The following is a 23,995-nucleotide window of genomic DNA, read 5'->3' on the forward strand; positions in this document are numbered from 1 at the left end:
GACAGTACCTTGCGACGGTCCACTGGACCTGAGAGGTGAGGATGAACCAATGATCGTAGTGACCCGGCTGGATAACCGCGAGTTCGCGATCAACCCTGACCTCATTGAGCGCATAAATGCCAACCCGGATACCACTTTGGTGATGGCCGACGGCGCCAAGTACATCGTTACCGAAACGCTGCCGGAAGTCATCGAACTCATTGCCCAGTACCGTGCCTACGTGATCGGGCTGGCCCGCGACACGCACCCCATGACCGCGCAGCACGGCGGCCGCACCCTCAGCATTGTTCCGCCCCCCGATCCCGGCAGCGATCGTCCTGGCAACTCCGTTCCGCTGCCCCCAGCAAGGTAGCGTCATGGATCCATCAACACTTATCGGCCTGGCCCTGGCCTTCGGCGCGCTCTTCGGTATGGTCACCCTTGAGGGTGCCCATATCCAATCCCTGCTGCTGCCGCCACCCATGATTCTGGTCTTCGGCGGAACCCTGGCCGTGGGGCTGGCAGGCTCCACCCTCAAAGATGTGATCCAGGCGCTGAAGGCGCTGCCGGGGGCCATTAAGGGCAAGAGCACACCGCCGCAGCAAAGCATTGACCAGGTGGTGAAACTCGCGGAAACGGCCCGAAGCGAGGGTCTGCTGGCCTTGGAGCAGGAGGCGGCCAAGGTGACCGATCCATTCCTGAGGGGGGCACTGCAGAGCATCGCGGACGGTACCGACGGAGACGAGCTGCGGATGATGCTTGAGGACGAAGTGGCGACCAAAATCAAAACCGATCATGGGGCCGCCAAGTTCTTTAATACCCTCGGTGGTTACGCGCCGACGGTCGGGATCATCGGCACGGTCGTTTCGCTGACGCACGTGCTGGAGAACCTCAGCAGCCCGGACAAATTGGGCCCCATGATCGCCAGCGCTTTCGTGGCAACGCTCTGGGGTTTGCTGTCGGCGAACTTTATCTGGCTGCCGATCGGCAGCCGGATGGGCAGGGTTTCTGAGCTGGAGGTGGAGCGGATGATGCTGCTGATGGAGGGCGTCCTGGCGGTCCAGGCCGGAAGCCAGCCCCTGGTGCTGCGGGAACGGCTAAAGGCTATGGTCCCGGCCCACGAGCTGAAGGCCCCCGGTTCCAAGAGCAAGGACGCCAACGGTTCCAAGGGTTCAAAGGGCTCCAAGAGCAAGGAAAAGGAAGCGGCGTGAGTGCCCGCCCGCGCCGGCGGAATTTCGGCAAGCCAGCCGAACAGCATGCCGATGAACGCTGGATGGCCTCCTACATGGACATGGTCACCGTGCTGATGTGCATGTTCATCGTGCTCTACGCCATGTCGTCGGTGGACGCGAACAAATTCGAGCGGCTGAAGAATTCGCTCGCCACGGGTTTTGGCGTTGAACAGACCACCAAGGTCGATACCGCGACCGGCGTCGTCGTTCCGCCGGACAAAGTGAAGTCAGAAGCAGAGGGCTTTGCCGGCCCGGCACTGGTGCAGGCCAGCGCCGCCCCGGCTGTGGCCTCGCCGGCTGTGTCGGCTCCGGCAGTAGCCGGGCAGCCGGAAGTCACCCGGACGGAGCTGGCGCAGAAGGAAGTCGCGCGGCTGACAGCCCTCCGGGACAAGATGGCAGCCAACCTTGCGGCCATTGGCATGACTGCTGCCGCGAAGTTCCAAATCGACGAACGCGGCCTCACCGTCCGGTTGGTAAGTTCTGAGACTTTCTTCATGCCAGACGATGCTCACCTGACGGCCCCTACGAAGGCGGTCCTGGACGCGATTGCGCCGGTCCTGGCGGAGGTTTCACTCGATGTTTCGGTGGAGGGGAACGCGGCACTGGTGCCGGAGTCGATCCCGAATCCGCAGTATTGGGAAATCTCCGCCGCCCGTGCCACCAATGTGGTGCGGCACTTTATTGACGCGGACGGCATAGCCCAGCAGCGCATGGCGGCAGTGAGTTTTGGGGCTGCACGACCGGTGGGCACGAGCACCGCTGCGGACGATCTGGCGAAGAACCGGCGGGTGGACATTGTGGTGCTCTCCGACCAACCAGAGAGTGTCCGCTCGCTGATTCCCCAACTGCTTAAATCTGCCGGGCAATAACTGCTAACGGGACGCGGATTTCGGCCGATAGTGGCAGAAGTGAGCGTTGTGCATGAAGGATTCCTTGGTGTGCCGGCAGGTGGCCCTGCCGGCGGTACGGCCGACGGTGAAGCGGTGCGGAGGGTCAAAAACGTCGAGGTTTTTGACTTTGGCCGTCCCACGACGTTGACGCGCGAGCACAGCCGTGTCCTGGAACTGGCGATGGAAACGTTTGCCCGGCAATGGGGGACGCACCTGAGCGCCCGGGTCAGGGTGAAATCGCTGATCGCCTCCACCACGGTGGTGATGCAGACCTACGACGAGTATGCGGCCTCCTTGCCGTCGACGACGGCGATGGTGCTGTGTGCCCTGGAAGGGAACTCCGCGCAGGCCGTGATCCAGTTTCCGACGGCGGCCGGTCTTGGTTTGGTGGTGCAGATGCTGGGCGGTGATGGGGGCCAGCGGCTTCCGCACCGAAAATTCACCCAGATTGAGCAGGCGCTGGTCATGGCCCTGATGGACGATGCCCTGGAGAACCTTCGCTATTCGCTGGATTCGCTGCTCAGCGTTCCGATCCGTCTGGCCGGCATTCAGTACAATGCGCAGTTTGCCCAGGCTGCGGGTCCCTTGGATCTGATGATCGTTTCCGCTTTTAAGATCACGGTCTCCGGTGTCACGGCACCGGCCACCGTGGCCATCCCGGCAGAAATTTTGCTCCCGCACCTGGGCGCGGCAAATCCGGTGGATTCCGCCGAGCACAGCCGGGAACGGATCCTGGAGCAGCTGATTCATGTGCCCGTAGACGTTTCACTGCAATTGACGTCAACTACCGTCCGACCCAGCACCATCCTAAATCTCGCCGTGGGAGATCTCATTGAGCTGCCGCATCCGAAGGACCGCCCGGTTGATGTTGCCGTCGACGGGCTGCCCTTGGCCCACGCGGCCCTGGGCTCCAAAGGATCTCGCTTGGCCGGCGTCATCGTAACTACTGAGGAGAACCCGCGATGAGCGCGAACCAGACCCTGCACACCACCGCCGCCGCCGCCTTGGCGGAGCTGCTGCCCACCATGACACCGTTGAACGCCACGGTGCATCCGGGCGGCATTCCGGCAGGGGTTTCGGCAGCTGAGGCCGTGATGGCTTCCTTTGTCGGGGCATTATCGGCCGATGTGGCGCTGGTGCTGACGGATGGATCGTCCATGGCCGGCGCGGGCGGCGGCGCGGCCCCGGGGTTTGTCTCGCTGCAGGATGTGCTTCGCCCCGCATTTGAGCGCGCGACGTCCGTGCTGGGAGCCGGCGTGCTGGGGGAGTCCAGGACCGACGATGCCTCCGCTCTCTTTGCGGACCAGGAGACCGTCGTCTTCGAGCTTGGCGGAGCCGGTCAGACGGCGGGCTGGTTCGCCATCCGCATCCGCGAGCACGCGCTGTCCGGATCCGGCGCCCGGACCTCGAATGAGTCAGTGCTCGGTAAGCTCGGGCGGATCAACAACGTCGAGATGACGCTGACCGTCGAGATCGGCCGCACCCGGATGTCCGTCCGGGACGTCCTCGCGCTGGAACCGGGCCGTGTCATCGAACTGGACCGGTCAGCTGGTGCTCCTGCGGATGTGCTGCTCAACGGGCGCCTGATCGCCAAGGGCGAGGTCGTCGTCGTTGATCAGGACTACGCCATCCGCATCACGAAAATCCTCGACGTGGTCGAAGCGGCCAGTTAGATGGACACACTCATCCTCGCTTTGCGGGTGGTCCTTTCGCTCGGAGCGGTGATAGCGGTGCTGTGGCTGGTGCAACGGCGCGTCAGCCGTGGCGCAGGGGTCCGCGGGACCGCGGATCCGCTGAAGGTTGTTGCCCGCAAGGGCCTGGGGCAGAAGGCCTCGGTGGTGGTCATTGAAACAGGCGGCCAGCGGTTTTTGCTCGGTGTGACCGAGCATTCGGTCAATGTGCTGCAGGAGTTGGCAGTACCCGCCGAGGAAGTGGCTGCTGCGGCGTTCGCGAACTCCCTGCAGCAGGCCCAAATGGCCGATCCGAACCTGACCACAAAAGATCTGACCATTGCTGATCTAAACGGCTCCGCCCGGCCTTTCCCGTCGCGCCGGGAGAGCCGGACCCCACCGGCGACGGGCGCCCTCGGCGGTTCAATCCTCGCCGGTGCCACCTGGCGGCAGGCTGCGGCCGCGGTCCGGAAAGGACTGACCGGGTGACGACAGTCGTCACAGCTCGGAGGGGCAGGCGCGTGGTGTTGGTGATGCTGGCGTTGCTGGCCGCTACGGCGCTGTTGCTGCTCGGCTCCGCCAGCGCGCAGGCCGCGCCGCAGCTGCAGGGCCAACCCGTGCAGACACAGCAGATAAGGACTCAGGCCGTCCAAGTCCGGCCGGCGCACCTTTTACAGGCGCACCTTCCACAGGCGCCCGGGGACCCAACCGATCCCACCGCTCCGGCTACTCCGACGGACCCGGCCAACCCGTCCTCACCCGACGGCGGCGTCACGGTTAAGATCAACGGGCCGGACGGCACGCCGTCGTCCGCCGTTGTCACGCTGATCGGCATCACCCTGCTGTCGGTGGCGCCGGCGCTGCTGCTGATGATGACCTCCTTTACGAAGATTTTTGTGGTGCTGGCGATGACCCGCAACGCACTGGCCCTGCCGAACATTCCTCCGAATCAGGTGCTGGCCGGGCTGGCGCTGTTCCTGTCCTTTTTCATCATGATGCCGGTGCTGACGGACGTGAATAATCTGGCGGTCCAGCCATATCTGCACGGCAGCCTGGATTTTGGCGCGGCGATTCAGGCTGCCTCCAAGCCGCTGCAGACCTTTATGCTGGCCCACACACGGCAGGAGGACATCGCCCTGATGACCCGGGCGGCGGGCATGGCTAACCCCGCCAGCGCCGCCGATGTCCCCATGACCACGCTGATTCCGTCCTTTATGATTTCCGAACTCCGGGCTGCTTTCATCATCGGTTTCGTCATTTTCATTCCCTTCCTGATCATCGACATTGTGGTCTCCTCGGCGCTGATGTCGATGGGCATGATGATGCTGCCGCCGGTGATGGTCTCATTGCCGTTCAAAATTCTGCTGTTCATCCTGGTGGACGGCTGGGGCCTGGTTATCACCGCCCTGATCCAGAGTTACCGGGGCGGCTGATGGATACCAGTGCAGTTATGGACATTGGAGCGCAGGCACTTTTACTGGCGGCCAAGCTGGCCGCACCCGTTTTGCTGACCGCACTGGCCGTGGGCCTGCTGATTTCGCTGCTGCAGTCCATCACGCAGATCCAGGAGGTCACGTTGTCCTTTGTGCCCAAGGCGGTGGCGGTGGCGCTGGTGCTGCTGGTCGCCGGGCATTGGATGATCAGCGAAACGGTGACCTTCACGCACGAAATGTTTGCCCGGATCCCCGGCCTGCTCAACGGCGGCGGCTAGGGTGGCCCTGACACTGAATCCGGCCTGGCTGGAGGCCTTGATGTTGGCCAGCGTGCGGATGATCGCGTTCTTTGTGGTGGCTCCGCCGTTTTCCTACAACGGCTTTCCGATCCGGATCAAGGCCATGCTGGGGCTGGGGCTGGCGCTGGCCGTCTCGCCGCGGGTGGCATCGACGTACAAGTCCCCGGATACTGCGGGTTTCATCACGGCAGTGGTCCTGGAGATCGTGGTCGGGGCGGCCCTGGGGTTTTTGGTCATGCTGATCTTTTCCGCCATCCAGTCCGCCGGCAGCCTGATCGATATGTTCGGCGGATTCCAGATGGCCCAGGCCTTCGACCCGCAGGCGATGCTCAATGGCGCCCAGTTCACCCGTTTGTTTCAGATGACCACACTGGCCCTGCTGTTCGTCTCGGACGGTTACCAGCTGGTAATTGGCGGCATGATCCGCAGCTTCACAGCGCTTCCACTGGGCGGCGGAATCGACCTCAGCCACCCGATCCAGGCGATGACGGCGGCCACCGGACAGATGTTCCTGGCGGCCGTGCAGATCGCCGGGCCGCTGCTGGTGGTGCTGTTCCTGGCCGACGTAGGGCTCGGCCTGCTGACCCGGGTTGCCCCGGCGCTGAACGCCTTTGCGCTGGGCTTCCCGTTGAAGATTTTCCTCACGCTGACCCTGGCCGGCGCGGTGTATGCCGCCCTGCCCCGGATTGTTTCGGCCCTTGCAGGCCAGGCCTTCACCCAGTTATCGGGAGGCTAGATGGCCGATTCCCAGGAGCGGACCGAGAACGCCACCGACAAACGGATGAAGGAAGTCCGGTCCAAGGGACAGTTATCACGGTCCCAGGACGTCACCGCCTGGCTCGGCGTGGGGGCGGCAGCCGTCATGCTTCCGGTCACCATTGCCCGGGCCGGGGATTCGGCGGCGGATCAGCTGTTCACGCTGCGCTCCATCGCCGCCAGCCCGGATCCGGGTCACGCGCTGTCGGCCCTCGGCGCTGGCTGCGCGTCGCTGGCCGGTTCGCTGACGCCGATGCTGATCGTGGTGGCGCTGGCCGTGCTGGCGGGAGCGGCGCTGCAGGGCGGTGTGCACTTCAAGAAATTCGAGGTGAAGTTTGACCACTTCAACCTGTTGAAGGGGCTCAAACGGGTCTTGGGCACCCAGGCGTTGTGGCAGGGGCTGAAAGCGCTGCTCAAGACTGCCGTCGTCGCGCTGGTGCTGTACGTTGTGATCCAGGGACTCATGCCCGTGCTGCTCAACGCCGGCGGTCTGTCCATCACCGCACTGACGTCCGCGGCGGGCGACGGCGCGGCATCGATGCTGGAGTTTGCGGTTGCCGCCGGTTTGGTGCTGGCCGCCGCGGACGTCATTGTCGTGATGCGGCGGAACCGGAAGAAAACCCGGATGACCAAGCGGGAGGTCAAGGATGAGAACAAAAACACCGACGGCGACCCGCTGATCAAGTCGCAGCGCCGTTCCCGGCAGCTGGCAATGAGCCGGAACCGGATGATCGCCGCCATCTCCGGTGCCGACGTCGTGCTGCTGAACCCGACGCATCTGGCCGTTGCGCTGAAGTACGAAGCAGGGAAATCCGCTCCCCGGGTGGTGGCCAAGGGGGCAGGCCACATGGCGGCGCGGATCCGCAAGGAGGCCGACGCGACCGGGGTGCCGATGATCCAGGACGTGCCGCTGGCCCGGGCGCTGCATGCAAGCTGCGCTATCGGTGCGGAGATTCCGCTGGAGCATTACGATTCCGTGGCACGCGTGCTGGCGTTCGTGATGGCGATGAAGTCCCGCGGCAGATTCGGGACCGGCGGTCCGCCAAAATCCGGCCCGGCCAGTACGGCACAACCCGGCCCGGCCGGCCCGGCACAGCCCGGTACGTCACGCACCCGCATTAGCGCAGAAGGAATCTAGAGTGAACCGCAACTTCTCCAAGCTCGTCGTCCCGGTGGGCGTGGTCGGCGTCATCATGCTGCTGATCATGCCGATCCCTTCGGCCCTGCTGGATGTGCTGATCATCATCAACATCTCGCTGGCGCTGGTGACGCTGCTGACCACCATGTTCGTGAAGAAACCGCTGGACTTTTCCGTCTTCCCCTCACTACTGCTGGTCGCCACGCTGCTCCGGCTGGGGCTCAATGTTTCCTCCACCCGGCTGGTGCTGGGCCAGGCCCACGCCGGTGCTGTCATCCAGGCCTTTGGCAAGGTCACCGTGGGCGGATCACTGATCATCGGATCGGTGATCTTCATGCTGCTGGTGGTCATCCAGTTTGTGGTGGTGACCAAGGGCGCCGAACGCGTCGCCGAGGTCGGTGCGCGCTTCACCCTGGATGCCATGCCGGGCAAGCAGATGGCCATTGACGCGGACCTCAACGCCGGTCTCATCACGGATGTGCAGGCACGCGAGCGGCGGGCGGAGGTCTCCGCGGAGGCGGATTTCTACGGTGCCATGGATGGCGCTTCCAAATTCGTCAAGGGTGATGCCATTGCCGGCATCATCATTATTGTCATCAACCTGGTCGGTGGCATCGCCATCGGCATGGCCCAGCGCGGGATGTCCATCACTGATGCGCTCAATACCTACGCACTGCTGACCATCGGCGACGGCCTGGTCACGCAGATTCCCGCGCTACTGATGGCCGTTTCCACCGGTATGATCGTCACCCGCTCCAACGCCGAATCGGATATGGGCAGCACGGCGTCCTCCCAGCTGGGCCAGTCCCGGACGGCACTGCAGATCGCCGGCCTGGCCGCCATTGCGATGGGACTGATTCCGGGAATGCCGGTGATTCCTTTCATGCTGGTGGGCCTGGGGCTGCTGGCCGCATCGCAGCGGATCAAGACCCAGGACCGTGCGGACAAGGCCGCCAGTGCTGCCGCCGCAGCTCTGGAAGCGGCCGTTCCCCGTTCGGAAACCACCGAGGACCTGATCGAAGCGATGCGGGTCCACGCGGTGGAGATTCTGCTGGCGCCGGATCTGGTGGACCTGGTCTCCGGTGCCTCCGATGATCTGCTGGCCAGGGTGCGCTCGCTGCGGCACAAAATTGCCATGGAGCTGGGCCTGGTGGTTCCGCCGGTGCGCACGCGGGACAGTGTGGAACTGGCCTCGGGTACGTATGTGATCCGGATCGCCGGGGTGGAAGCCGGGCGCGGCAGCGCGCCGGGGGGCAAGGTCCTGGCGCTCGGGGAGAACCTGGATGGACTGCCCGGGATCACCACGGCCGAGCCGGTGTTCGGACTGGCCGGCAAATGGATTCCCGCGGAAATGCGGCACAGCGCCGAGATGGCCGGAGCCACTGTCATTGACAGGGTCTCGGTGCTGGTGACGCATCTGTCCGCCATCGTCACGGACAACGCCGCACGGCTGCTCTCCCGCGAAGACGTCCGGGTGCTGACGGACGGCGTGCGCGCGGTCAATCCATCCGCCGTGGAGGAGCTCATTCCGGGCACCCTGTCGCTGGCCGAGGTGCAGCGCGTCCTGCAGGGACTGCTGGCCGAGCAGGTCCCGATCAATGATCTGCCGCGCATCTACGAGGCGCTGACCCTGCGGGCGAAGGCGGGCACAGACCCCGAGGGCCTGATCGAGGCCTCGCGGCAGGCGCTGGGCCCCGTCCTCGCGGCCAAATATCTGGACGGCCAGACGTTGTCCGTGATCATGATCGATCCGTTGCTGGAGCAGTCCATGCTGGAGGCGATCCGGGTCTCCGAGCACGGCACCCAGATTGTCATGGATGCCGGCCGGATTGAGCACGTGCTGGACTCGCTGAAAACGTCGGTCGACGCAGCCGGAGCGATGGGCCGGGACGTGGTCCTGGTCTGTGCACCCGCGTTGCGGCCGGCCATCCGGCGCCTCGTTTCGGCGCAGTCCGCCGGCCTGCCGGTACTGTCATACCAGGAGGCGACGGCGGCCAATGTGGCCATTGAAACGGTAGGGGTGGTGCGTGGTGCCGAGCAGATTTCAGCTTAGGGGGGAGTCGCTGGAGGGAATTGAGTGGCGGCTCTTCAACAGTCACGGCAGCACAGCGCGGATCATCTCGGCGGAGAAGGTCTCCGAGGGCGGCCTGGGCGGGTTCTTTGCCCGGCAGTTCTTCGAAGTTGTGGTGGAGGTGGACGACGGCGCCGTAGCGCCTGAGGGGTCAGTGCCGGCTCCGGGACAGCCGGGTTACCTGCCGCCCGCTTCCGGTAAGGCGAAGAAGCGTGCCGGCCGGCCACCGGCGTCCGCACCGACCCCGGCAGGGTCCGGGATCCCTGCCGGGTCCGGGATCGGCGCGCTGCTGCAGGATGCCGACGACGCCGATGGATCCTTTGGCGGCACGGCCGCCCCGCAGGAAAAAGAGTTCCCGTCCGTTTCCACCGCTTCGCAGGGCTTTGCCGAGCTCCTGGCTGACCTGGCAACAACGGTCCCTGCAGCAAATACCACGGGGACCCCGGACGCACCCGCGCTGCTGGCTGGGGCTGGGAAGGTGGTGATGATCGTTGGCCTGGCGACGGATCCGATGGACGTGGCCCGCTCCATGCGCCGAGTCCTCAAAAACGCGGAAATCAGGACAGCGGGGTCCATTAAAGCCGTCAGCGTGGACCACGTGGCCGGCCGTCTTGGCCTCGCCGCCGCGCGCGCAGCCGGTACGGCGGCCGGGCGCACGGTGATCGTCGCCTTCGGCATCACCCCCGGTGGACAGGTCCCCTCGGCCGCTCTGAGCGAGGTGGAAGCGGATCAGATCTGGGTGGTGGTCGATGCGGCACGGAAACAAGCCGACACCGCCGTCTGGGTGGATCGAGTCGGCTGGGCTGTGGAGGCTGACGCCCTGGCGGTATTGGGAAGCATGGAGACGCTCACGCCCGGAACGGTGCACGAGCTGGGGCTGCCGATCGGCTGGATCGACGGCGGACCGGGGACCGCCGCTGACCTCTAGCCGCGCGGTCCGGTGGCTTTCCCGGTGTCTGACGCGCCGCCGTCGCTCGTTATCACCTGTGCCGTTCCACAAAGTCTGCGTTCGGCAAAAACAAGATAGGGTCAAACAGTGCTGGTACTTACACGCAAGCTCGGTGAAAAGCTGCTCATCGGGGAGGACATCGTCATCACCGTCCTCGACGTGCGCTCAGACAGCGTCAGGCTTGGCATCGATGCCCCGCGCGGCATCACCATTGCCCGCGCCGAAGTGGTCGAAGCGGTCAGCCAGGCCAACATCGCCGCCGTCCAAAGTGATCCTGGCGCCGAGGAGCACATCAAGAACCTGCTTGGCCACGCGCTGCCCGCCACGAGGCCGCGCCCCGTGGAACCTGAACCCCGTAGAACCTGAACCCCGCGGAACCCGAACCCCGCGGACGGCCGGCCCTTGACGGAAGGGGCCCTGCGGGTTCTAGCGTAGGTGGTGGGGAACCGCTACGAGAAAAGGGCACGCCATGAGGAACATCGCATTGGGATCGCAGGGGCTCGAAGTCTCCAGACTGGGACTGGGATGTATGGGAATGTCGGCGTTCTATACGGGCAGCGGACAGGACGAGGCTGGTGCCCTGCAGACCATTCACCGGGCCCGGGAATTGGGAGTGACCTTCTTTGATACGGCGGAAATATACGGGCCGTATGCGAATGAGGAACTGCTCGGTAAGGCACTGGCAGGCTGCCGGGATGAAGTCGTGATCGCCACGAAGTTCGGCACCATGCTGCACCGTGGTGCCGGCGGACGCGGGTTGGACGGCAGCGCTGAGAACGTCCGGCTGTCCGTCGAGGGATCGCTGCGGCGGCTGAAGACGGACTACATCGATCTGTATTACCAGCATCGGATGGACCCGGACACGCCCGTCGAGGAAACCGCAGGGGTCTTGGCGGAGCTGATCACCGAAGGCAAGATCCGGCACTACGGACTCTCCGAAGCGGCGCCTGAGACAATTCGCCGCGCCCATGCCGTTCATCCGGTCACCGCGGTGCAGACGGAGTACTCGCTTTGGTCACGGGACCCTGAGCAGGAAATTCTGCCTACGGTGCGGGAGCTGGGCATCGGATTTGTTCCCTACTCACCGCTGGGCCGGGGCTTCCTCACCGGGCGGATCCGCTCGGTCAATCAACTGGACCAGGACGATTTTCGGCGCAACAATCCGCGTTTCGAAGGGGCAAACCTCACGGCCAATATCTCGATTGTGGAGCAGGTGGACAAAGTGGCCGCCGAGGCTGGTGCTACACCCGGACAGGTGGCGCTGGCGTGGCTGCTGGCCCAAGGCGACGACATTGCCCCCATCCCCGGGACCAAAAGGATCAGCTATCTGGAGGAAAACGTCGCCGCCGATGCCTTGACGCTGACCGGGGACCAGCTGGCGGCGCTGAACGGACTACCCGCCGCCGCGGGGGATCGCTACGCGGACATGTCGCCGCTGAACAAGTAGATCCCGTCCCGGTGCCCGGCCTGGTGCCCGGTGCCCGGCCTGATCACGGGGAACCGGCGGTGGTGACCATCCGCAGGACCGCCGTTCCTTGATCCTCCCCCGCCGTGAGGTCGACGTACAGGCCTCCGAGCTCCGCGAGGGAGGCAACATGGGTGCCGCCGCAGGCAATGCGGGCCTCCCCATCGGGCAGCGAGCAGACCCAGTACCGGCGGTCGGTGAGGGCATCGCCGTCGCGCTCTATCCGTACCGGCGATCCGGCCAGTACCCAATTGGCCAACGTTGCGTTGACAGCGGCGCTGACGGCGGCCAAATCCCCGGTCAGACCCTCGACGGTGAACCCTTTGCGGCGCAGTGACTTATTCAGCCGGAAAACGTCCACCGAGCCGTGCTCCTGAATGGTTGAGGACGCGATGGCGGCGGCGTCGAAGTCGGGGCTGCCCAAAGCATCGGCCCGGGTCTCCTTGGACCAGCGCGGCGCCATGGCGCGGTTCAACGCCAGCGATGCCGCGTGGCACGCCGTGTGGCCAGCGCTCAGGGCGGCGCGATGACCGGCATCGACGACAACCTCGACGACGGTGCCCTCCGGCAGCTGTGCCTCGGCGGGTAGCAGATGTGCCACCACGAAACTCCAGCCCTCTGTGTCCTTGCTGACCGGGATAGCGGCACCGATGAACAGCTTCTGGCCGTTTGTCGCCGCCACGACGCAGTCCAGCACCGGCCACTGCTGCCCGCCAGCCGCGGCCAGAATGCGGATCACCGCCCGGTCAGGCCCCTGGTCAGGCCAGCCCGCGTCCACCGGATGGCACGGGGTGACGTCCAGCAGAACCGCCAGCTTGCCGCCGTCGGACGTCTGCCCGTCGTCAATCAGCTGACTGCCTATAACGATTTCGGTGTGCAGGACGACGGCGGCACCGGCGGTTTGCGCGGCGGGGTAGGTAACGAGCGTGTCAGAAACGGGAAGCGTCATGAAGAACAGCCTAAGACACCGGGTGGAGGAATTTTCGGCGGCCGCTAGAGCCACTTCTTCCGCTTAAAAATCGTATACATCAGGGCACAGAGGATCAGCATTAGACCGATCGCGAAGGGGTAGCCGAATGTCCAGGAGAGCTCGGGCATGATGTGGAAGTTCATCCCGTACAACGAAGCGATAAACGACGGGGCAAAGAAGATCGCCGCCCAGGAGGAGATTTTCTTCAGTTCTTCGTTCTGTGCGGCGCTGGCCTCGTTCTGCCGGTTGGTGGTCAGCGTGCCATCGACGGTCAGTGCGTTCTGCAGCAGTTGGCGGAAGGAATCCGCGCGGGCCGTAACATTTTGGACGTGGTCCTGGACATCGCGCAGCGCGCGTTCCAGCTCCCGGTGCACGCCGGTATTTTCGAACCCAAGTTCAAGGTTGGTGAGCATGTCCGTGAGCGGATGAATGGCCCGTTGAAACTGGATCACCTCGCGGGAGAGCTCGTAAATACGGCGGGAAACGGTCGGATCGCCGGCAAAGAGCTGGTCTTCGATCTCATCGATGTCATTCTCCAGCCCGGCAACCACTGGCGCATAATCGTCCACCACCTGGTCAAGGATGGCGTAGAGCACGGCCTCGGGGCCCAGTGCCAGCAGCTCGGGATGGTCCTCGAGCCTGCGGCGGACGCGTGCCAGCCCGGGCGTCTCTGCATGGCGAATGGCAATGACAAAGTCCCGGCCGGTGAAGATGTGCAGCTCGCCGAACTCGACCACCTCATCGGCGTCAATATAGTGCGCAGGCCGAAGGACCGTGAACAGGATGTCGTCATAGCGTTCCATTTTGGGCCGCTGATGGGCCTTAATGGCGTCCTCCACGGCCAACTGGTGCAGTCCGAACTGGGCGGCAACTGAGTCCATCTCGGCCGCAGTGGGCCGGAACATGCCAATCCACACCATTCCGCCCCGTTCGGCGAGGATGTCATGGGTGTGTTCCAGGCTGAGCGGATCGGCGGTGCGAACGCCATTGACGTAGACCGCGTTGTCGATGATAGTCACCGGTTCATTATCCTTGTCCCGGCCCAGAACGTCCGCTTCTCGCCAGCTGCGGCAGCAGGCCGTGCTTCGCGGATGTCACCGGCCGTCACCGGTCTGTGGCCGTCACCGGTCTGTGGCCGTCATTCGTCTGTGGTCGTCATTCGTCCGCGGCCATGCCGACCAATAGCGGTTGAACCCGGTATGGGATGTGCTCATGCAAAGCCAGGGAGGTTTCAGTGCGGATAACCCCGCGGATGCGCAGCAGCGCGCGGAGGGCATTCTGCAGGTGATGAACGTCGGTGGCGGCGATGCGGCACCACACATCGCCGCGCCCGGAAATTTCGTAAACCTCCAGCACCTGCGGCTGCTTGCGCAGTGCGGTGATGACCCCGTCCAGCTCGCGGTGCGTCACCTCTATCGTCACAAAGGCGACGACGTCGTAATTGATCGCGGCCAGGTCAACTTCGCGTCCGCCGTCGCGCAATGTCCCGGAGCGCAGCAGGCGCCGCAGCCGTGTTTGTACGGTATTGCGCGCGATGCCGAGAGTCTCGCCAAGCTCGCCTATCTGGGCGCGCGGATCGCGGACCAACTCCAGCAGCAATTTCAGGTCCATGGCGTCAAGTTTGCTCATCGGGGTCACTCCTATTCGGTTGGCGGGAAGTTATTTGAGCAGAATGGTCAGTTCGGCGCTATTTGAGCGGTCAATTGAGCCTTGCTGCTTCAGTCTATAGAGGAAATAGTACAGTTCTCGGGCCGCCATAGGGGTTGCTGGAGTGAGCCGATGGGTGGGCAGTATGAGCGTCCTGAGTGAGTTGCGGATGCGTCCGGCGATGGTATCCCGGCGGGGCTGGGACGCCTCAATCTCTGCGCGGCTTGTCCTGGCGGGCGTCGTCATTTTTACACTCCTTGTTGGCGCCAACCTGGCCACACCGCTGTACTCCCTGCTGCAGGTTCGTCTCGGGCTAAGCCCGCTCGGTGTCACGGCCGCCTTCGCCAGTTATGTGCTGGCTCTGGTGCTGGGGCTGTTGTTGTTCGGCCACTGGTCGGACCATATTGGCCGGCGGGCCGCGCTGGTGTTGGCCGTGCTGATCGGATTGGCCGGTGGTCTGGTGTTCGGCACGGCGCAGAACCTGCCGATGCTCGTAGCGGGCCGCGCACTGCAGGGACTCGCCGTCGCCCTGGCCACGGGAGCCAGTGCCGCAGCCCTCCGGGACCTGCTGCCTACCCGGCCGGAGTGGGCCTCCCGGTTCACCTTGCTGGCCTCCTCCGGGGGAGTAGCGGCCGGGCCGGTCATCGGCGGCTTGCTCTCACTCTTGCCGGACCATACCCGGGCGCCGTTCCTGGTGCACTCCGTGTTGCTCGTGCTGCTGCTCGTTCCCCTGTACCTGCTCGACGCGCGTCCAGCCATCCGGCCGGCGGTCAATGGAACGGCATTGGCAGCGCTCAAGCCGCGCCGGCCTGGCGTTTCGCGTCAGGCGCGCGGAGCTTTTTGGCTGGCCTCCAGCGTTGGGTTTCTCAGTTTTGCGGTCTTTGGCTTTTGCCTCTCCCTGGCGCCTGGCTACTTCGCCCAAGTGGTTGAAGTAGATGCACGCCCGCTGATCGGGCTGCTCGCCGCAGTGACGCTTGGTGCCTCAGCCGCGAGCCAACTGCTGAGCGTGCGGGGTCGGCTGCTGGTTCCCGTTGGCCTGATCGTGCTCGGGGTGTCGGTGCTGCTGATCGCGGTAGCGGGCATTGCCCATTCGCCGTGGTTGCTGATTCTCGCCTCCATGGCGGCCGGTGCGGGACAGGGCATCGCCTTCCGCGTGGTCTTCAACGAGGTGGCCGGAAAGGTGGAACCGGCCCGGCATGCCCAGATCATCAGCGGAGTGTACGTCATTACCTATCTCGGCAGCGCGCTGCCGGTGATTGGAATGGGCGCCGCGGCCAATCTTTGGGGACTGCCCGTCGTGGTGACCGGCTTCGCGGTCCTCGTCGCCGCGGCATCCGCCACACTCGCCGTCGTCGCCTGGCCCCGAGCCCGCACCGTCAGCAAGCCAACCCCGCCCGGCCGCTAGCCCGCCCTGCCAAAGCTAGGTGAGTGGGTACGTCTGCCCCTTAAAAGCCGTCGCAGTGGGGCAGATGTACCCACTCGACGGCCGGGGTGCGGAGAATATTAGCCAAGAAACCCCGGGCCAGTAGCCTAGTGATCATGCATTTGATGCGGAAATTCGCATCAAAACGTTCATATATTCGTTTCTATAGCCAAACGCCGAACGTTGTCGGCATACTTAGGGAAAAGTTCCGAAGTAAGCCCTGATAGCCGGGGCACAGGTAAGGTGGCGCAGATGCTTAGTCCGGATTCTATGGCGGTACATGCAGGCCGCGAGGGGCTCACCGCCCAGGGTCTGCATGCAGTTCCGCTGGATATGTCCACCACTGCTCCGCTGACCTCCGTGGAAGCGGGTGGTCTGGCCTACGAGCAACTGGCGACCGGAGGAATCCCGGGGGACGGCCAGAGCACGGTCTACCAACGGCTCTGGAATCCCACGGTGGCGCGCTTTGAAACCGGCCTTGCCACCTTGGAGGGTGCCCCGCAGGCTGTCGCGTTCGCCACCGGGATGGCGGCGCTGACAGCGGTTCTGTTGGCGGTGGTAGCCGGTGGCCGTAAGCATGTGGTGGCTGTGCGTCCGCTGTACGGGGGGTCGGATCACATTCTTGCCACCGGAATGCTAGGGACGGAGGTCACCTACACCACGCCCGCGGAGGTCCATGCCGCGCTGCGGCCCGATACGGGCCTGGTCCTGGTGGAAACTCCGGCCAATCCGGACCTGCAGTTAGTGGATATAGACGCCCTGGTGCACGGCGCGGACGGGGTTCCCGTTTTGGTGGACAACACCTTTGCCACACCGGTGCTGCAGCAGCCGCTCCGGCATGGCGCGGCCCTGGTGCTGCACAGCGCCACCAAGTTTTTGGGCGGCCACGGGGACGCGATGGGCGGGGTCGTGGCCACCAGCGCCGAGTGGGCGGTGCGGTTGCGGCAGATCCGCGCGGTGACCGGCGGTCTGCTGACGCCCTGGCCGGCGTATCTGCTGCACCGCGGACTGGCCACTTTGCCCATCCGCGTCCGTGCCCAGCAGGATGGTGCGGCGAAGTTGGCATCCGGCCTTGCCTCGCACGAGCTCGTGACGCGTGTGTTGTACCCGGGTCTGCCGGAATGTGATCCGCGCTCGCTCGTGGGCGGGCAGATGTCCGGTCCGGGCTCGCTGTTGTCCTTTGAAGTGGCCGGCGCGGATCATGCGGAACGGATTGCCGGCGCCGTGAAGCTGATAATCCATGCCGTATCGCTCGGTGGGGTGGATACGCTGATCCAGCACCCCGCCGGTCTCACGCACCGGCCCGTTGCCGCCGAGGCCAAGCCGCATGCAACGATGCTGCGGGTGTCCGTGGGGCTGGAGGACCCGGCGGATCTGATGGAGGATCTGCTCCAGGCGATTGAATCAACGCGCTAGATCAGGACGGAAGCGGCCCTGTGTTGCCAGGCATATGCGCGAACACCAGCGTGGTCTCGGTGTGGCTGACCACCGGGTCGGTAGTGAGATTATCCAGCACCCAGTCGCGCAGCACATCCGTGTTGGGCACGGCAATATGCAACAAATAGTCCACCGATCCGGAAACGTGGAACGTGGACAGGACCTCGGGGAGCCGCGGAACCGTGCCGGTGAACCTATCGATCTGGTCCCTGTCATGGGCGCGCAGCCGGACGGCGATGAGCGCCTGTACGCTTCGGCCGACGGCGCTGAGATTCAGGTTCGCGTGAAAGCCCTCGATCGCGCCGCGGTCAATGAGTGCGCGGGTGCGCATGAGCGCGGTCGACGGCGCAATGCCCACCGCCTCGGCTAGGTCCCGGTTGGTGATCCGCGCGTCCGTCACCAGCGCGTCAATGATCTGGCGGTCGACGGCGTCCAACGGGTCCGCGGTCCGCGCGGCTGCGGGCGGGGAGCGCCGGGGGGATTTCGCGGCTGACGTCATGGAAGCTCCCTCACTGCTCGAACATTACACGCGAAATTCTATCAGTACCCGAATTTTCTGCACCCTTTCTCGTGCGGCGGATGGAGCCACAATCGCGCATCGGCCATCCTGCGCGCTTAGCCGTCCCGGCCGGGGACGCCGCTGGGCAGGAGCAGCAGCGCCGTCGCCGCGGCCAGCACGCCGAGAGCGGCCAGCACCGCCACCAGCGCGGACCAGCCGGCGGATTGGAAGACAAATCCCGAAGCCCAGCCGATAGCGCTGGAGCCTGCGTAGTAGCTCAGGTTGTAGATCGATGCTGCCTGCGCCCGTCCTGCCTGCGCCGGCCCGGTCCTTCCTGTCTTCACGCCTCTGACCGGGGCCAGGCCGCCGGTCCAGCCGGAAGCAACGCTGTGGGCGCCGAAGAACCCGGCCGTGAAGAACACCAGTCCCAGCAGGATCAGCGGCAGCGGCGCGAGCGCTGTGATCGACAGCCCGGCGGTCATCACTGCGATACTGCCGAGCAGAATATTCCGGCGTCCGGCCCGCACCGAGAGTGCCGCAGCCCACCGTGAGGAGACCGTTCCGGCAAGGTACGCCAGAAAAATCAGGGCGACGGCGGCCATCGGCAGCAGGTAGGGAGGTGCTTCCAGCCGAAATCCCATGTAATTGTAGACGCTGACAAAAGACCCCATGAGCAGGAACGCCTCGGTATAGAGGGCCAGGAGCCGCCTGTCCCGCAGGGCCGGCAGCAGCCGGGACAAGGCCCGGCCAAAGCCCACCCGCGGCGCAGGCGTGAAACCGCGTGGCGCTGGTGCCAGCACTAGAAAGCCCACAGCCGCGGCGGCGGACACAACCGAAACGCCCAGAATTCCGATCCGCCAGCCGGCAAGCTCGCCGATCGGTCCCGCGAGAAGCCGGCCCAGCAGGCCTCCCACCGTGGTTCCTGCCACGTATGCCCCAGCCGCCATCGCGGCATGGACCTTATTGATCTCCTCGTTCAGATAGGCAATGGCCAGGGCCGGGATCCCGCCCAGCGCCATTCCTTCCAGCGTACGCAGCACCAGCAGCACGGAAAAAGTGGGCGACAGCGGCGACAGCAACCCCAAGATGGTGGCTGCGATAATGGCGGTCCCCATCACCGGCACCCGGCCGAATCGGTCCGCAGCAAAGGACCAGGGGATAACGGTCACCGCCAGCCCGATAGTCGCCACGGAGATGGTCAGCCCCGCCTGCGCTGCGGTGATCTTCAATCCCTGCGCCAGCAGCGGTAACAGACCCTGGACGGAATACAACTGTGCAAAGGTTGCCACTCCGGCGCAGAGCAACGCCAACAAAATCCGTCGGTACGCCAGGCTGCCCTTGTTATGACCGAGCCACATCGGATCAGGTGCCAGGTTCCGGGAGTTCTGCAGGAGCTTCTTCACTCCTCTAGCTTAGAAACATCTTCGCCGCAGGACCGCGCCGATGTGCTGCGGCACTCACTGCTGGACAAACCGGATGCTGGTTATGCGAAGGTAACGACCGGATGCTGGTTATGCGAAGGTTCGGCCGCGGATGGCTAGTCTGAGGTGGTGACTATTGAACATGGCGGCACCGCTTCCCTCCCCGGAATTAACTCTGGCCGGGGCAGCATTATCGGACTGGATATCGGTGGTTCCAAGACCAGGGGGATTCACTGGGTAGACGGCAAGCTGCGCGCGGATGCAGAGGCCGGCAGTGCGAATGTGCAGAACGTCAGCCGTGCCGAAGCCTCGGTCAATCTGCGTGAGTTGTTCGCCCGCTTGGACGCCGCGGACGTGTCCCGGGTCTACGCCGGTTCCGGCGGGGTGGACACGGACGACGACGCCGCGGCGCTGGCTGCGCTGCTTGCCCCCTGGGCTCCCGACGCCAAGATCACGGTGGTCCATGACACCCGCCTGTTGCTGGCCGCAGGGGGTGCCGATACCGGGATTGCCGTGATCGCCGGAACGGGGTCCGCTGCCTGGGGAGTCAACGAGGACGGCGCTCAGGCCCGGGCGGGTGGCTGGGGCTACCTGCTCGGAGATGAGGGCAGCGGCTACTGGTTCGGACGCGAAGCCGTACGGCACAGCCTGCACCGGATGAACCTTGACCTGCCGCCCGATCGGCTCACGTCCGCGCTGCTGGCCAAGTGCGGACTGCAGAATCCGGGGGAGCTGATAGCCCACTTTCACGGCGATACGGGGCGGCGCTACTGGGCCGCCCTGTCGCCGGTGGTTTTTGCCGCCGCGGCCGAGGGACACCGCGGGAGCCTGGCGATGATTGACCGTGCGGGCACGGACCTGGCGGCGCTCGCAGCCCAATGCGCCGCTCAGCTGACGGTCTCCGGCCCAATAGTGCTCGGCGGCGGCGCGGGAATGCATCAACTACCGCTGCAGCAGGCCTTCAAAACTCATTTGGCCGCCGTCGGCCTGACCGACGTGCACGTGCTGGAGCAGGATCCGATTTTTGGCGTGCTCAAGCTCGCCGCCGGCTGAGCAGAACGGCCACTTGTGGCCTACGCACCCGGAACGGACGGCCGGGCCGGGCCGGGCGGCTGTGCCGCGCCGTGTCTGCCGTACGATCCCCTTTGGCTACGATGGGTGGCGGGCAATGAGGTCGTGTGGATACGGTAGGGCTATGACTTCATACAAGAGCGTCAACCCGGCCACCGGCGAAACGGTGCAGGAATTTCCGTCCGCGACGGATGCGGACATCCAAACTGCGATGCAGGCCTCGCATGCGGCGTTTGGGTCCTGGCGGACTACGGACGTGGCCGAGCGGAGCCGGATCCTCACCCAGGTGGCGGCGCTGTACACCGAACGCAAGGAAGAGCTCGCGGAGATCATTACCCTGGAAATGGGTAAGCCCGTCCGTGAAGCGCAGGGCGAGGTGGATCTGGTCGCGAGCATCTACAGCTATTACGCCACCGAGGGGCCCCGCTTCATGCAGGATGAAACGTTGGACGCGGTGGACGGCGGGGATGCAGTGGTGCGCACCGAGCCTATTGGTTCGCTGGTGGGGATCATGCCGTGGAACTACCCGTATTACCAGGTGGCTCGGTTTGCAGCGCCGAACCTGATGCTGGGGAACACGGTGTTGCTTAAGCATGCGGAAAACTGCCCCCAGTCCGCGCAGGCGATCGAGCAGATCTTCCGGGACGCAGGGCTGCCTGCGGATGCTTACATCAATATTTTTGCCAGCAAGGAACAAATTGCCGACATGATTGCTGACCCTCGCATCCAGGGTGTCTCCCTGACGGGCAGCGAACGGGCAGGGTCGGCTATTGGCGAGGTAGCTGGCCGCAACCTCAAACGCTACGTGCTGGAGCTGGGCGGCTCCGATCCGTTCATTGTGCTGGACAGCGATGACATGGACGCCACCGTGAAGGCGGCGGTGGCGGGTCGGATGGGCAATGCCGGCCAGGCCTGCACTGCGTCCAAACGCTTCATCGTGCTCGAGGACTACTATCAGGAGTTCGTGGAAAAGTTCACCGCACGCGCTGCCGCGATGCAGCCGGGGGATCCCTCGGACCCGGCGACGAGGTTGGGCCCGCTGTCCTCGCAAAGTGCTGCCGATTCCCTGGCAGAGCAGGTCGACGACGCCGTCGCCAAGGGCGCTACGGTGCACACCGGCGGCGGCAAGGTGGACGGGCCCGGCTCGTATTTTGCTCCGACGGTGCTCACCGGCGTCACCAGGGAAATGCGCGCCTACACCGAGGAGCTGTTCGGACCGGCGGCAGTGATCTACAAGGTCGCCAGCGCCGAGGAGGCCGTGGATTTGGCCAATGCGTCGCCATTCGGGCTGGGCGGTTCGGTTTTCAGCGCCAGCCCGGAGAAGGCCAAAGACGTCGCGGATCGGCTGGACACGGGGATGGTGTGGATCAATTCGGTGACCGGAACCCAGGCAGACCTGCCCTTTGGCGGAGTAAAGCGCTCCGGAGTGGGAAGAGAGCTGGCCAAGTTCGGCATGAACGAGTTCGTCAATAAGAAGCTCATCCGCCAGCCCGCAGCCCGGCCGGCCAAATAGCTCGTCCAGCCGGCACCTCCAGCCCATGGCGCTACGGGAGCGGCCGGAGGTGCCGGCTGGACGGGCAGGACGGTCCTGGCTGTGTGCCGAAAGCTTACGACCGGGCTTTACAGTGGAAAATCACTCTGCTTATGATCATCAGGCACAGGGAACAAATCCTGACCGCGATGGCCGCCAATAGTGAGGAACCCCACGATGGCAGTATCAGACGCCCGGATCTCCGTGCCCGATTCAATTGCTCTGACGCCGCAGATGGATGCGGCAACCGGCAAGCCCACCGCCGGATCAGGGGCGAAGCCCATGATCGAATTCACCTCAATCACCAAGCGCTATCTGGACAACCAGCCCGCGGTGGATGATCTGTCGATGACCATCGACAAGGGTGCCATCACCGTCTTCGTTGGCCCTTCGGGCTGCGGTAAAACGACCTCGCTGAGGATGATCAACAGGATGGTGGAGCCCACCAGTGGCACCATCACCGTCGATGGCAGGGACGTTTCCGCCGTTCCCGCCGCGTCGCTTCGCCGGTCCATGGGCTATGTCATGCAGTCCGCCGGCCTGCTCCCGCACCGGACCGTGACGGATAACGTGGCCACCGTGCTGCGGCTCAATAAGGTGCCGCGTGCCCAAGCGCGGCGCAGGGCAGAGGAGCTCCTTGACGTCGTCGGCCTCTCCGCCGGGATGGGCAAGCGGTACCCCAGCCAGCTCTCCGGCGGCCAGCAGCAGCGGGTTGGGGTGGCCCGGGCGCTGGCGGCGGACCCACCGGTGCTGCTGATGGACGAGCCGTTCAGCGCTGTGGACCCGGTGGTACGGGCGGAGCTGCAGCAGGAACTGCTCAGGCTGCAGCGGGACCTCGCAAAGACGATCGTTTTTGTCACCCACGACATCGACGAGGCCACCGTGCTGGGCGACAAGGTGGCCGTTTTTGCCACCGGCGGCCGGTTGGCGCAGTATGCTGCCGCGGAGGAGATTCTGCGGGCTCCGGTGGACGATTTCGTGGCGAATTTTGTCGGCCGGGACAGGGGATTCAGGCACTTGGCCTTCTCCACGGCGGATGCCGTGCAGATCCATCCGGTGCGCACCACTTCCGAGGCCGAACGCGGGCAGCTTCCTGCGCAGCAGCCACCTTCGAACGCCGCCGAGTGGGTCCTTGCGGTTGATGATGCGCACCGGCCCCTCGGCTGGATCTCCCCGGCGGACGGGAGCACCCTGCTGCCCGGCGGTTCCCTGTTCCACGAGGGGGATACGCTGCGCCGCGCACTGGATGCAGTGCTTTCATCGCCAGCCGGGCTTGGCGTCGCCGTCGACGACGCCGGCACTGTCACCGGCGTCGTTAAGGCACCTGAAGTGCTCGGCGCCATCGAAAACGCGCGGCGGCTGCGCGAAGGCGGCCTCTAGTGACCTGGTTGATTGCCAACCTCAGCGAGGTGCTCTCGCTGGCTGGGCTGCACTTGTATCAGTCAGTGGTTCCGTTGCTGATCAGCGTCCTGATTGCCGTACCGCTGGCCCAGCTGGCGCGGATGAATAAGACGCTTCGGGGCGTCCTGCTCTTCGCCGGTTCCATTCTCTACACCGTTCCGTCGCTGGCGCTGTTTGTGATTTTGCCGGTCATATTGGGCACCCGGATCCTGGACATGGCCAACGTCATGGTGGCACTGGTGATTTACGCCGTGGCCCTGCTGCTGCGATCGACGTTGGATGCGCTCGACTCGGTTGACGACGGCATCCGGCAGGCAGCGGTGGCGATGGGGTACAAGCCGTTCATGCGCTTTCTGACCGTGGACCTGCCGCTGTCCGTGCCGGTGCTTTTCGCCGGGTTGCGGGTGGTGTCCGTCAGTAACATTTCGCTGGTCAGCGTTGGCGCGCTGCTCGGGATCGGAAGTCTGGGCTCGCTGTTCACCGACGGGCTCAAGCGGGACTTCGTGACAGAGATCGTGGTCGGAATTATCGGTACATTGTTATTGGCCCTGCTGATGGACGCTTTTCTGGTGCTGGCCCAGCGGCTGCTGACGCCGTGGCTGCGGGCCGCCGGACGGCCTTCAAAGGGCTCAGCCCAGAGCAGGGCCCGCGAAGAGCGTGCGGTGGTAGGCGCATGAGCGTGCCGGCGGTGCTTCAGACGTACTCTTCGGATA

25 protein-coding genes are annotated in these 23,995 nt (G+C 64.8%); 20 read left to right on the top strand and 5 right to left on the bottom strand.

Going from position 1 to position 23,995, the window contains the following annotated elements:
• Nucleotides 1–49: 49 nt before the first annotated feature.
• From OS914_RS00470 to OS914_RS00535, 14 genes are all read left to right on the top strand, one after another.
• Nucleotides 50–352, top strand: a complete 303-nt coding sequence (locus tag OS914_RS00470; protein WP_267544097.1) for a flagellar FlbD family protein — start codon at nucleotides 50–52, stop codon at nucleotides 350–352.
• A 4-nt stretch (nucleotides 353–356) separates the two neighbouring features.
• The gene (locus OS914_RS00475; protein WP_267544098.1) at nucleotides 357–1,190 is read left to right on the top strand and encodes a motility protein A; all 834 of its coding nucleotides are present in this window, start codon (nucleotides 357–359) and stop codon (nucleotides 1,188–1,190) included.
• A complete protein-coding gene (locus tag OS914_RS00480; protein WP_267544099.1) occupies nucleotides 1,187–2,080 on the top strand; it encodes an OmpA/MotB family protein in 894 nt (297 codons plus the stop codon). The genes OS914_RS00475 and OS914_RS00480 overlap by 4 nt, the downstream gene beginning before the upstream one ends.
• A 39-nt stretch (nucleotides 2,081–2,119) precedes the next feature.
• Nucleotides 2,120–3,067 carry a flagellar motor switch protein FliM gene (locus tag OS914_RS00485; protein WP_267544100.1) on the top strand — a complete coding sequence of 316 codons (948 nt, stop codon included), beginning with the start codon at nucleotides 2,120–2,122 and terminating at the stop codon, nucleotides 3,065–3,067.
• Nucleotides 3,064–3,774 carry a flagellar motor switch protein FliN gene (fliN, locus tag OS914_RS00490; RefSeq protein ID WP_267544101.1) on the top strand — a complete coding sequence of 237 codons (711 nt, stop codon included), beginning with the start codon at nucleotides 3,064–3,066 and terminating at the stop codon, nucleotides 3,772–3,774. Before OS914_RS00485 ends, fliN begins: the two co-directional genes overlap by 4 nt.
• Complete coding sequence (fliO, locus tag OS914_RS00495; RefSeq protein WP_267544102.1) at nucleotides 3,775–4,260, top strand: flagellar biosynthetic protein FliO; 486 nt, start codon at nucleotides 3,775–3,777, stop codon at nucleotides 4,258–4,260.
• Complete coding sequence (gene fliP / locus OS914_RS00500; protein ID WP_267544103.1) at nucleotides 4,257–5,204, top strand: flagellar type III secretion system pore protein FliP; 948 nt, start codon at nucleotides 4,257–4,259, stop codon at nucleotides 5,202–5,204. The genes fliO and fliP overlap by 4 nt, the downstream gene beginning before the upstream one ends.
• Nucleotides 5,204–5,482 carry a flagellar biosynthesis protein FliQ gene (gene fliQ / locus OS914_RS00505; protein WP_196397245.1) on the top strand — a complete coding sequence of 93 codons (279 nt, stop codon included), beginning with the start codon at nucleotides 5,204–5,206 and terminating at the stop codon, nucleotides 5,480–5,482. The genes fliP and fliQ overlap by 1 nt, the downstream gene beginning before the upstream one ends.
• A gap of 1 nt (nucleotide 5,483) precedes the next feature.
• Complete coding sequence (locus OS914_RS00510) at nucleotides 5,484–6,239, top strand: flagellar biosynthetic protein FliR (protein ID WP_267544104.1); 756 nt, start codon at nucleotides 5,484–5,486, stop codon at nucleotides 6,237–6,239.
• A complete protein-coding gene (locus OS914_RS00515) occupies nucleotides 6,240–7,397 on the top strand; it encodes an EscU/YscU/HrcU family type III secretion system export apparatus switch protein (protein WP_267544105.1) in 1,158 nt (385 codons plus the stop codon).
• Between the two features lie 55 nt (nucleotides 7,398–7,452).
• Nucleotides 7,453–9,450, top strand: a complete 1,998-nt coding sequence (locus OS914_RS00520) for a flagellar biosynthesis protein FlhA (RefSeq protein ID WP_420713834.1) — start codon at nucleotides 7,453–7,455, stop codon at nucleotides 9,448–9,450.
• Nucleotides 9,428–10,396: a hypothetical protein gene (locus OS914_RS00525; protein ID WP_267544107.1), complete on the top strand. Its 969-nt coding sequence runs from the start codon at nucleotides 9,428–9,430 to the stop codon at nucleotides 10,394–10,396. Before OS914_RS00520 ends, OS914_RS00525 begins: the two co-directional genes overlap by 23 nt.
• A gap of 108 nt (nucleotides 10,397–10,504) precedes the next feature.
• Nucleotides 10,505–10,783, top strand: a complete 279-nt coding sequence (csrA, locus tag OS914_RS00530; RefSeq protein WP_267544108.1) for a carbon storage regulator CsrA — start codon at nucleotides 10,505–10,507, stop codon at nucleotides 10,781–10,783.
• Nucleotides 10,784–10,886: 103 nt separating this feature from the next.
• The gene (locus OS914_RS00535) at nucleotides 10,887–11,864 is read left to right on the top strand and encodes an aldo/keto reductase (protein ID WP_267544109.1); all 978 of its coding nucleotides are present in this window, start codon (nucleotides 10,887–10,889) and stop codon (nucleotides 11,862–11,864) included.
• Between the two features lie 43 nt (nucleotides 11,865–11,907).
• Here OS914_RS00535 and OS914_RS00540 read toward each other — a convergent pair whose 3' ends face one another.
• The 3 genes from OS914_RS00540 to OS914_RS00550 all read right to left on the bottom strand — a co-directional run bounded on the left by OS914_RS00540 (nucleotide 11,908) and on the right by OS914_RS00550 (nucleotide 14,481).
• Nucleotides 11,908–12,831 carry an alanyl-tRNA editing protein gene (locus OS914_RS00540; protein ID WP_267544110.1) on the bottom strand — a complete coding sequence of 308 codons (924 nt, stop codon included), beginning with the start codon at nucleotides 12,829–12,831 and terminating at the stop codon, nucleotides 11,908–11,910.
• 44 nt (nucleotides 12,832–12,875) lie between these two features.
• Entirely contained in the window at nucleotides 12,876–13,871 is a 996-nt protein-coding gene (gene corA / locus OS914_RS00545) for a magnesium/cobalt transporter CorA (RefSeq protein WP_267544111.1), read from the bottom strand.
• Nucleotides 13,872–14,007: 136 nt separating this feature from the next.
• The gene (locus OS914_RS00550; RefSeq protein ID WP_267544112.1) at nucleotides 14,008–14,481 is read right to left on the bottom strand and encodes an Lrp/AsnC family transcriptional regulator; all 474 of its coding nucleotides are present in this window, start codon (nucleotides 14,479–14,481) and stop codon (nucleotides 14,008–14,010) included.
• A gap of 163 nt (nucleotides 14,482–14,644) precedes the next feature.
• On the opposite strand from OS914_RS00550, the gene OS914_RS00555 reads away from it, so the two are divergent.
• Together OS914_RS00555 and OS914_RS00560 are read left to right on the top strand one after the other, a co-directional pair.
• Nucleotides 14,645–15,904 (top strand): MFS transporter, encoded by a 1,260-nt coding sequence (locus tag OS914_RS00555; protein WP_267544113.1) that lies wholly within the window; start codon nucleotides 14,645–14,647, stop codon nucleotides 15,902–15,904.
• Nucleotides 15,905–16,174: 270 nt separating this feature from the next.
• Nucleotides 16,175–17,338, top strand: coding sequence for a trans-sulfuration enzyme family protein (locus tag OS914_RS00560; protein WP_267544114.1), 1,164 nt, complete (start codon nucleotides 16,175–16,177; stop codon nucleotides 17,336–17,338).
• A gap of 1 nt (nucleotide 17,339) precedes the next feature.
• Here the strand turns inward: OS914_RS00560 and OS914_RS00565 are convergent, their stop codons facing one another.
• Together OS914_RS00565 and OS914_RS00570 are read right to left on the bottom strand one after the other, a co-directional pair.
• Nucleotides 17,340–17,858 (bottom strand): Lrp/AsnC family transcriptional regulator, encoded by a 519-nt coding sequence (locus OS914_RS00565; RefSeq protein ID WP_267544115.1) that lies wholly within the window; start codon nucleotides 17,856–17,858, stop codon nucleotides 17,340–17,342.
• A gap of 116 nt (nucleotides 17,859–17,974) precedes the next feature.
• On the bottom strand, nucleotides 17,975–19,216 hold the full coding sequence (locus OS914_RS00570) for an MFS transporter (protein WP_267544341.1): 1,242 nt from the start codon (nucleotides 19,214–19,216) through the stop codon (nucleotides 17,975–17,977).
• Between the two features lie 192 nt (nucleotides 19,217–19,408).
• Between OS914_RS00570 and OS914_RS00575 the strand changes: the two genes are divergently transcribed.
• The 4 genes from OS914_RS00575 to OS914_RS00590 all read left to right on the top strand — a co-directional run bounded on the left by OS914_RS00575 (nucleotide 19,409) and on the right by OS914_RS00590 (nucleotide 23,959).
• Nucleotides 19,409–20,332 (top strand): N-acetylglucosamine kinase, encoded by a 924-nt coding sequence (locus OS914_RS00575; RefSeq protein WP_420713830.1) that lies wholly within the window; start codon nucleotides 19,409–19,411, stop codon nucleotides 20,330–20,332.
• Between the two features lie 142 nt (nucleotides 20,333–20,474).
• Complete coding sequence (locus OS914_RS00580; protein WP_267544116.1) at nucleotides 20,475–21,863, top strand: NAD-dependent succinate-semialdehyde dehydrogenase; 1,389 nt, start codon at nucleotides 20,475–20,477, stop codon at nucleotides 21,861–21,863.
• A gap of 300 nt (nucleotides 21,864–22,163) precedes the next feature.
• The gene (locus OS914_RS00585) at nucleotides 22,164–23,261 is read left to right on the top strand and encodes an ABC transporter ATP-binding protein (protein WP_267544343.1); all 1,098 of its coding nucleotides are present in this window, start codon (nucleotides 22,164–22,166) and stop codon (nucleotides 23,259–23,261) included.
• Nucleotides 23,261–23,959, top strand: coding sequence for an ABC transporter permease (locus OS914_RS00590; RefSeq protein ID WP_267544117.1), 699 nt, complete (start codon nucleotides 23,261–23,263; stop codon nucleotides 23,957–23,959). Before OS914_RS00585 ends, OS914_RS00590 begins: the two co-directional genes overlap by 1 nt.
• Nucleotides 23,960–23,995: the final 36 nt, after the last annotated feature.

Origin of the sequence: Arthrobacter endolithicus (genome assembly GCF_026627425.1) — a bacterium.
In the GTDB taxonomy this organism is placed as follows: domain Bacteria; phylum Actinomycetota; class Actinomycetes; order Actinomycetales; family Micrococcaceae; genus Arthrobacter_M.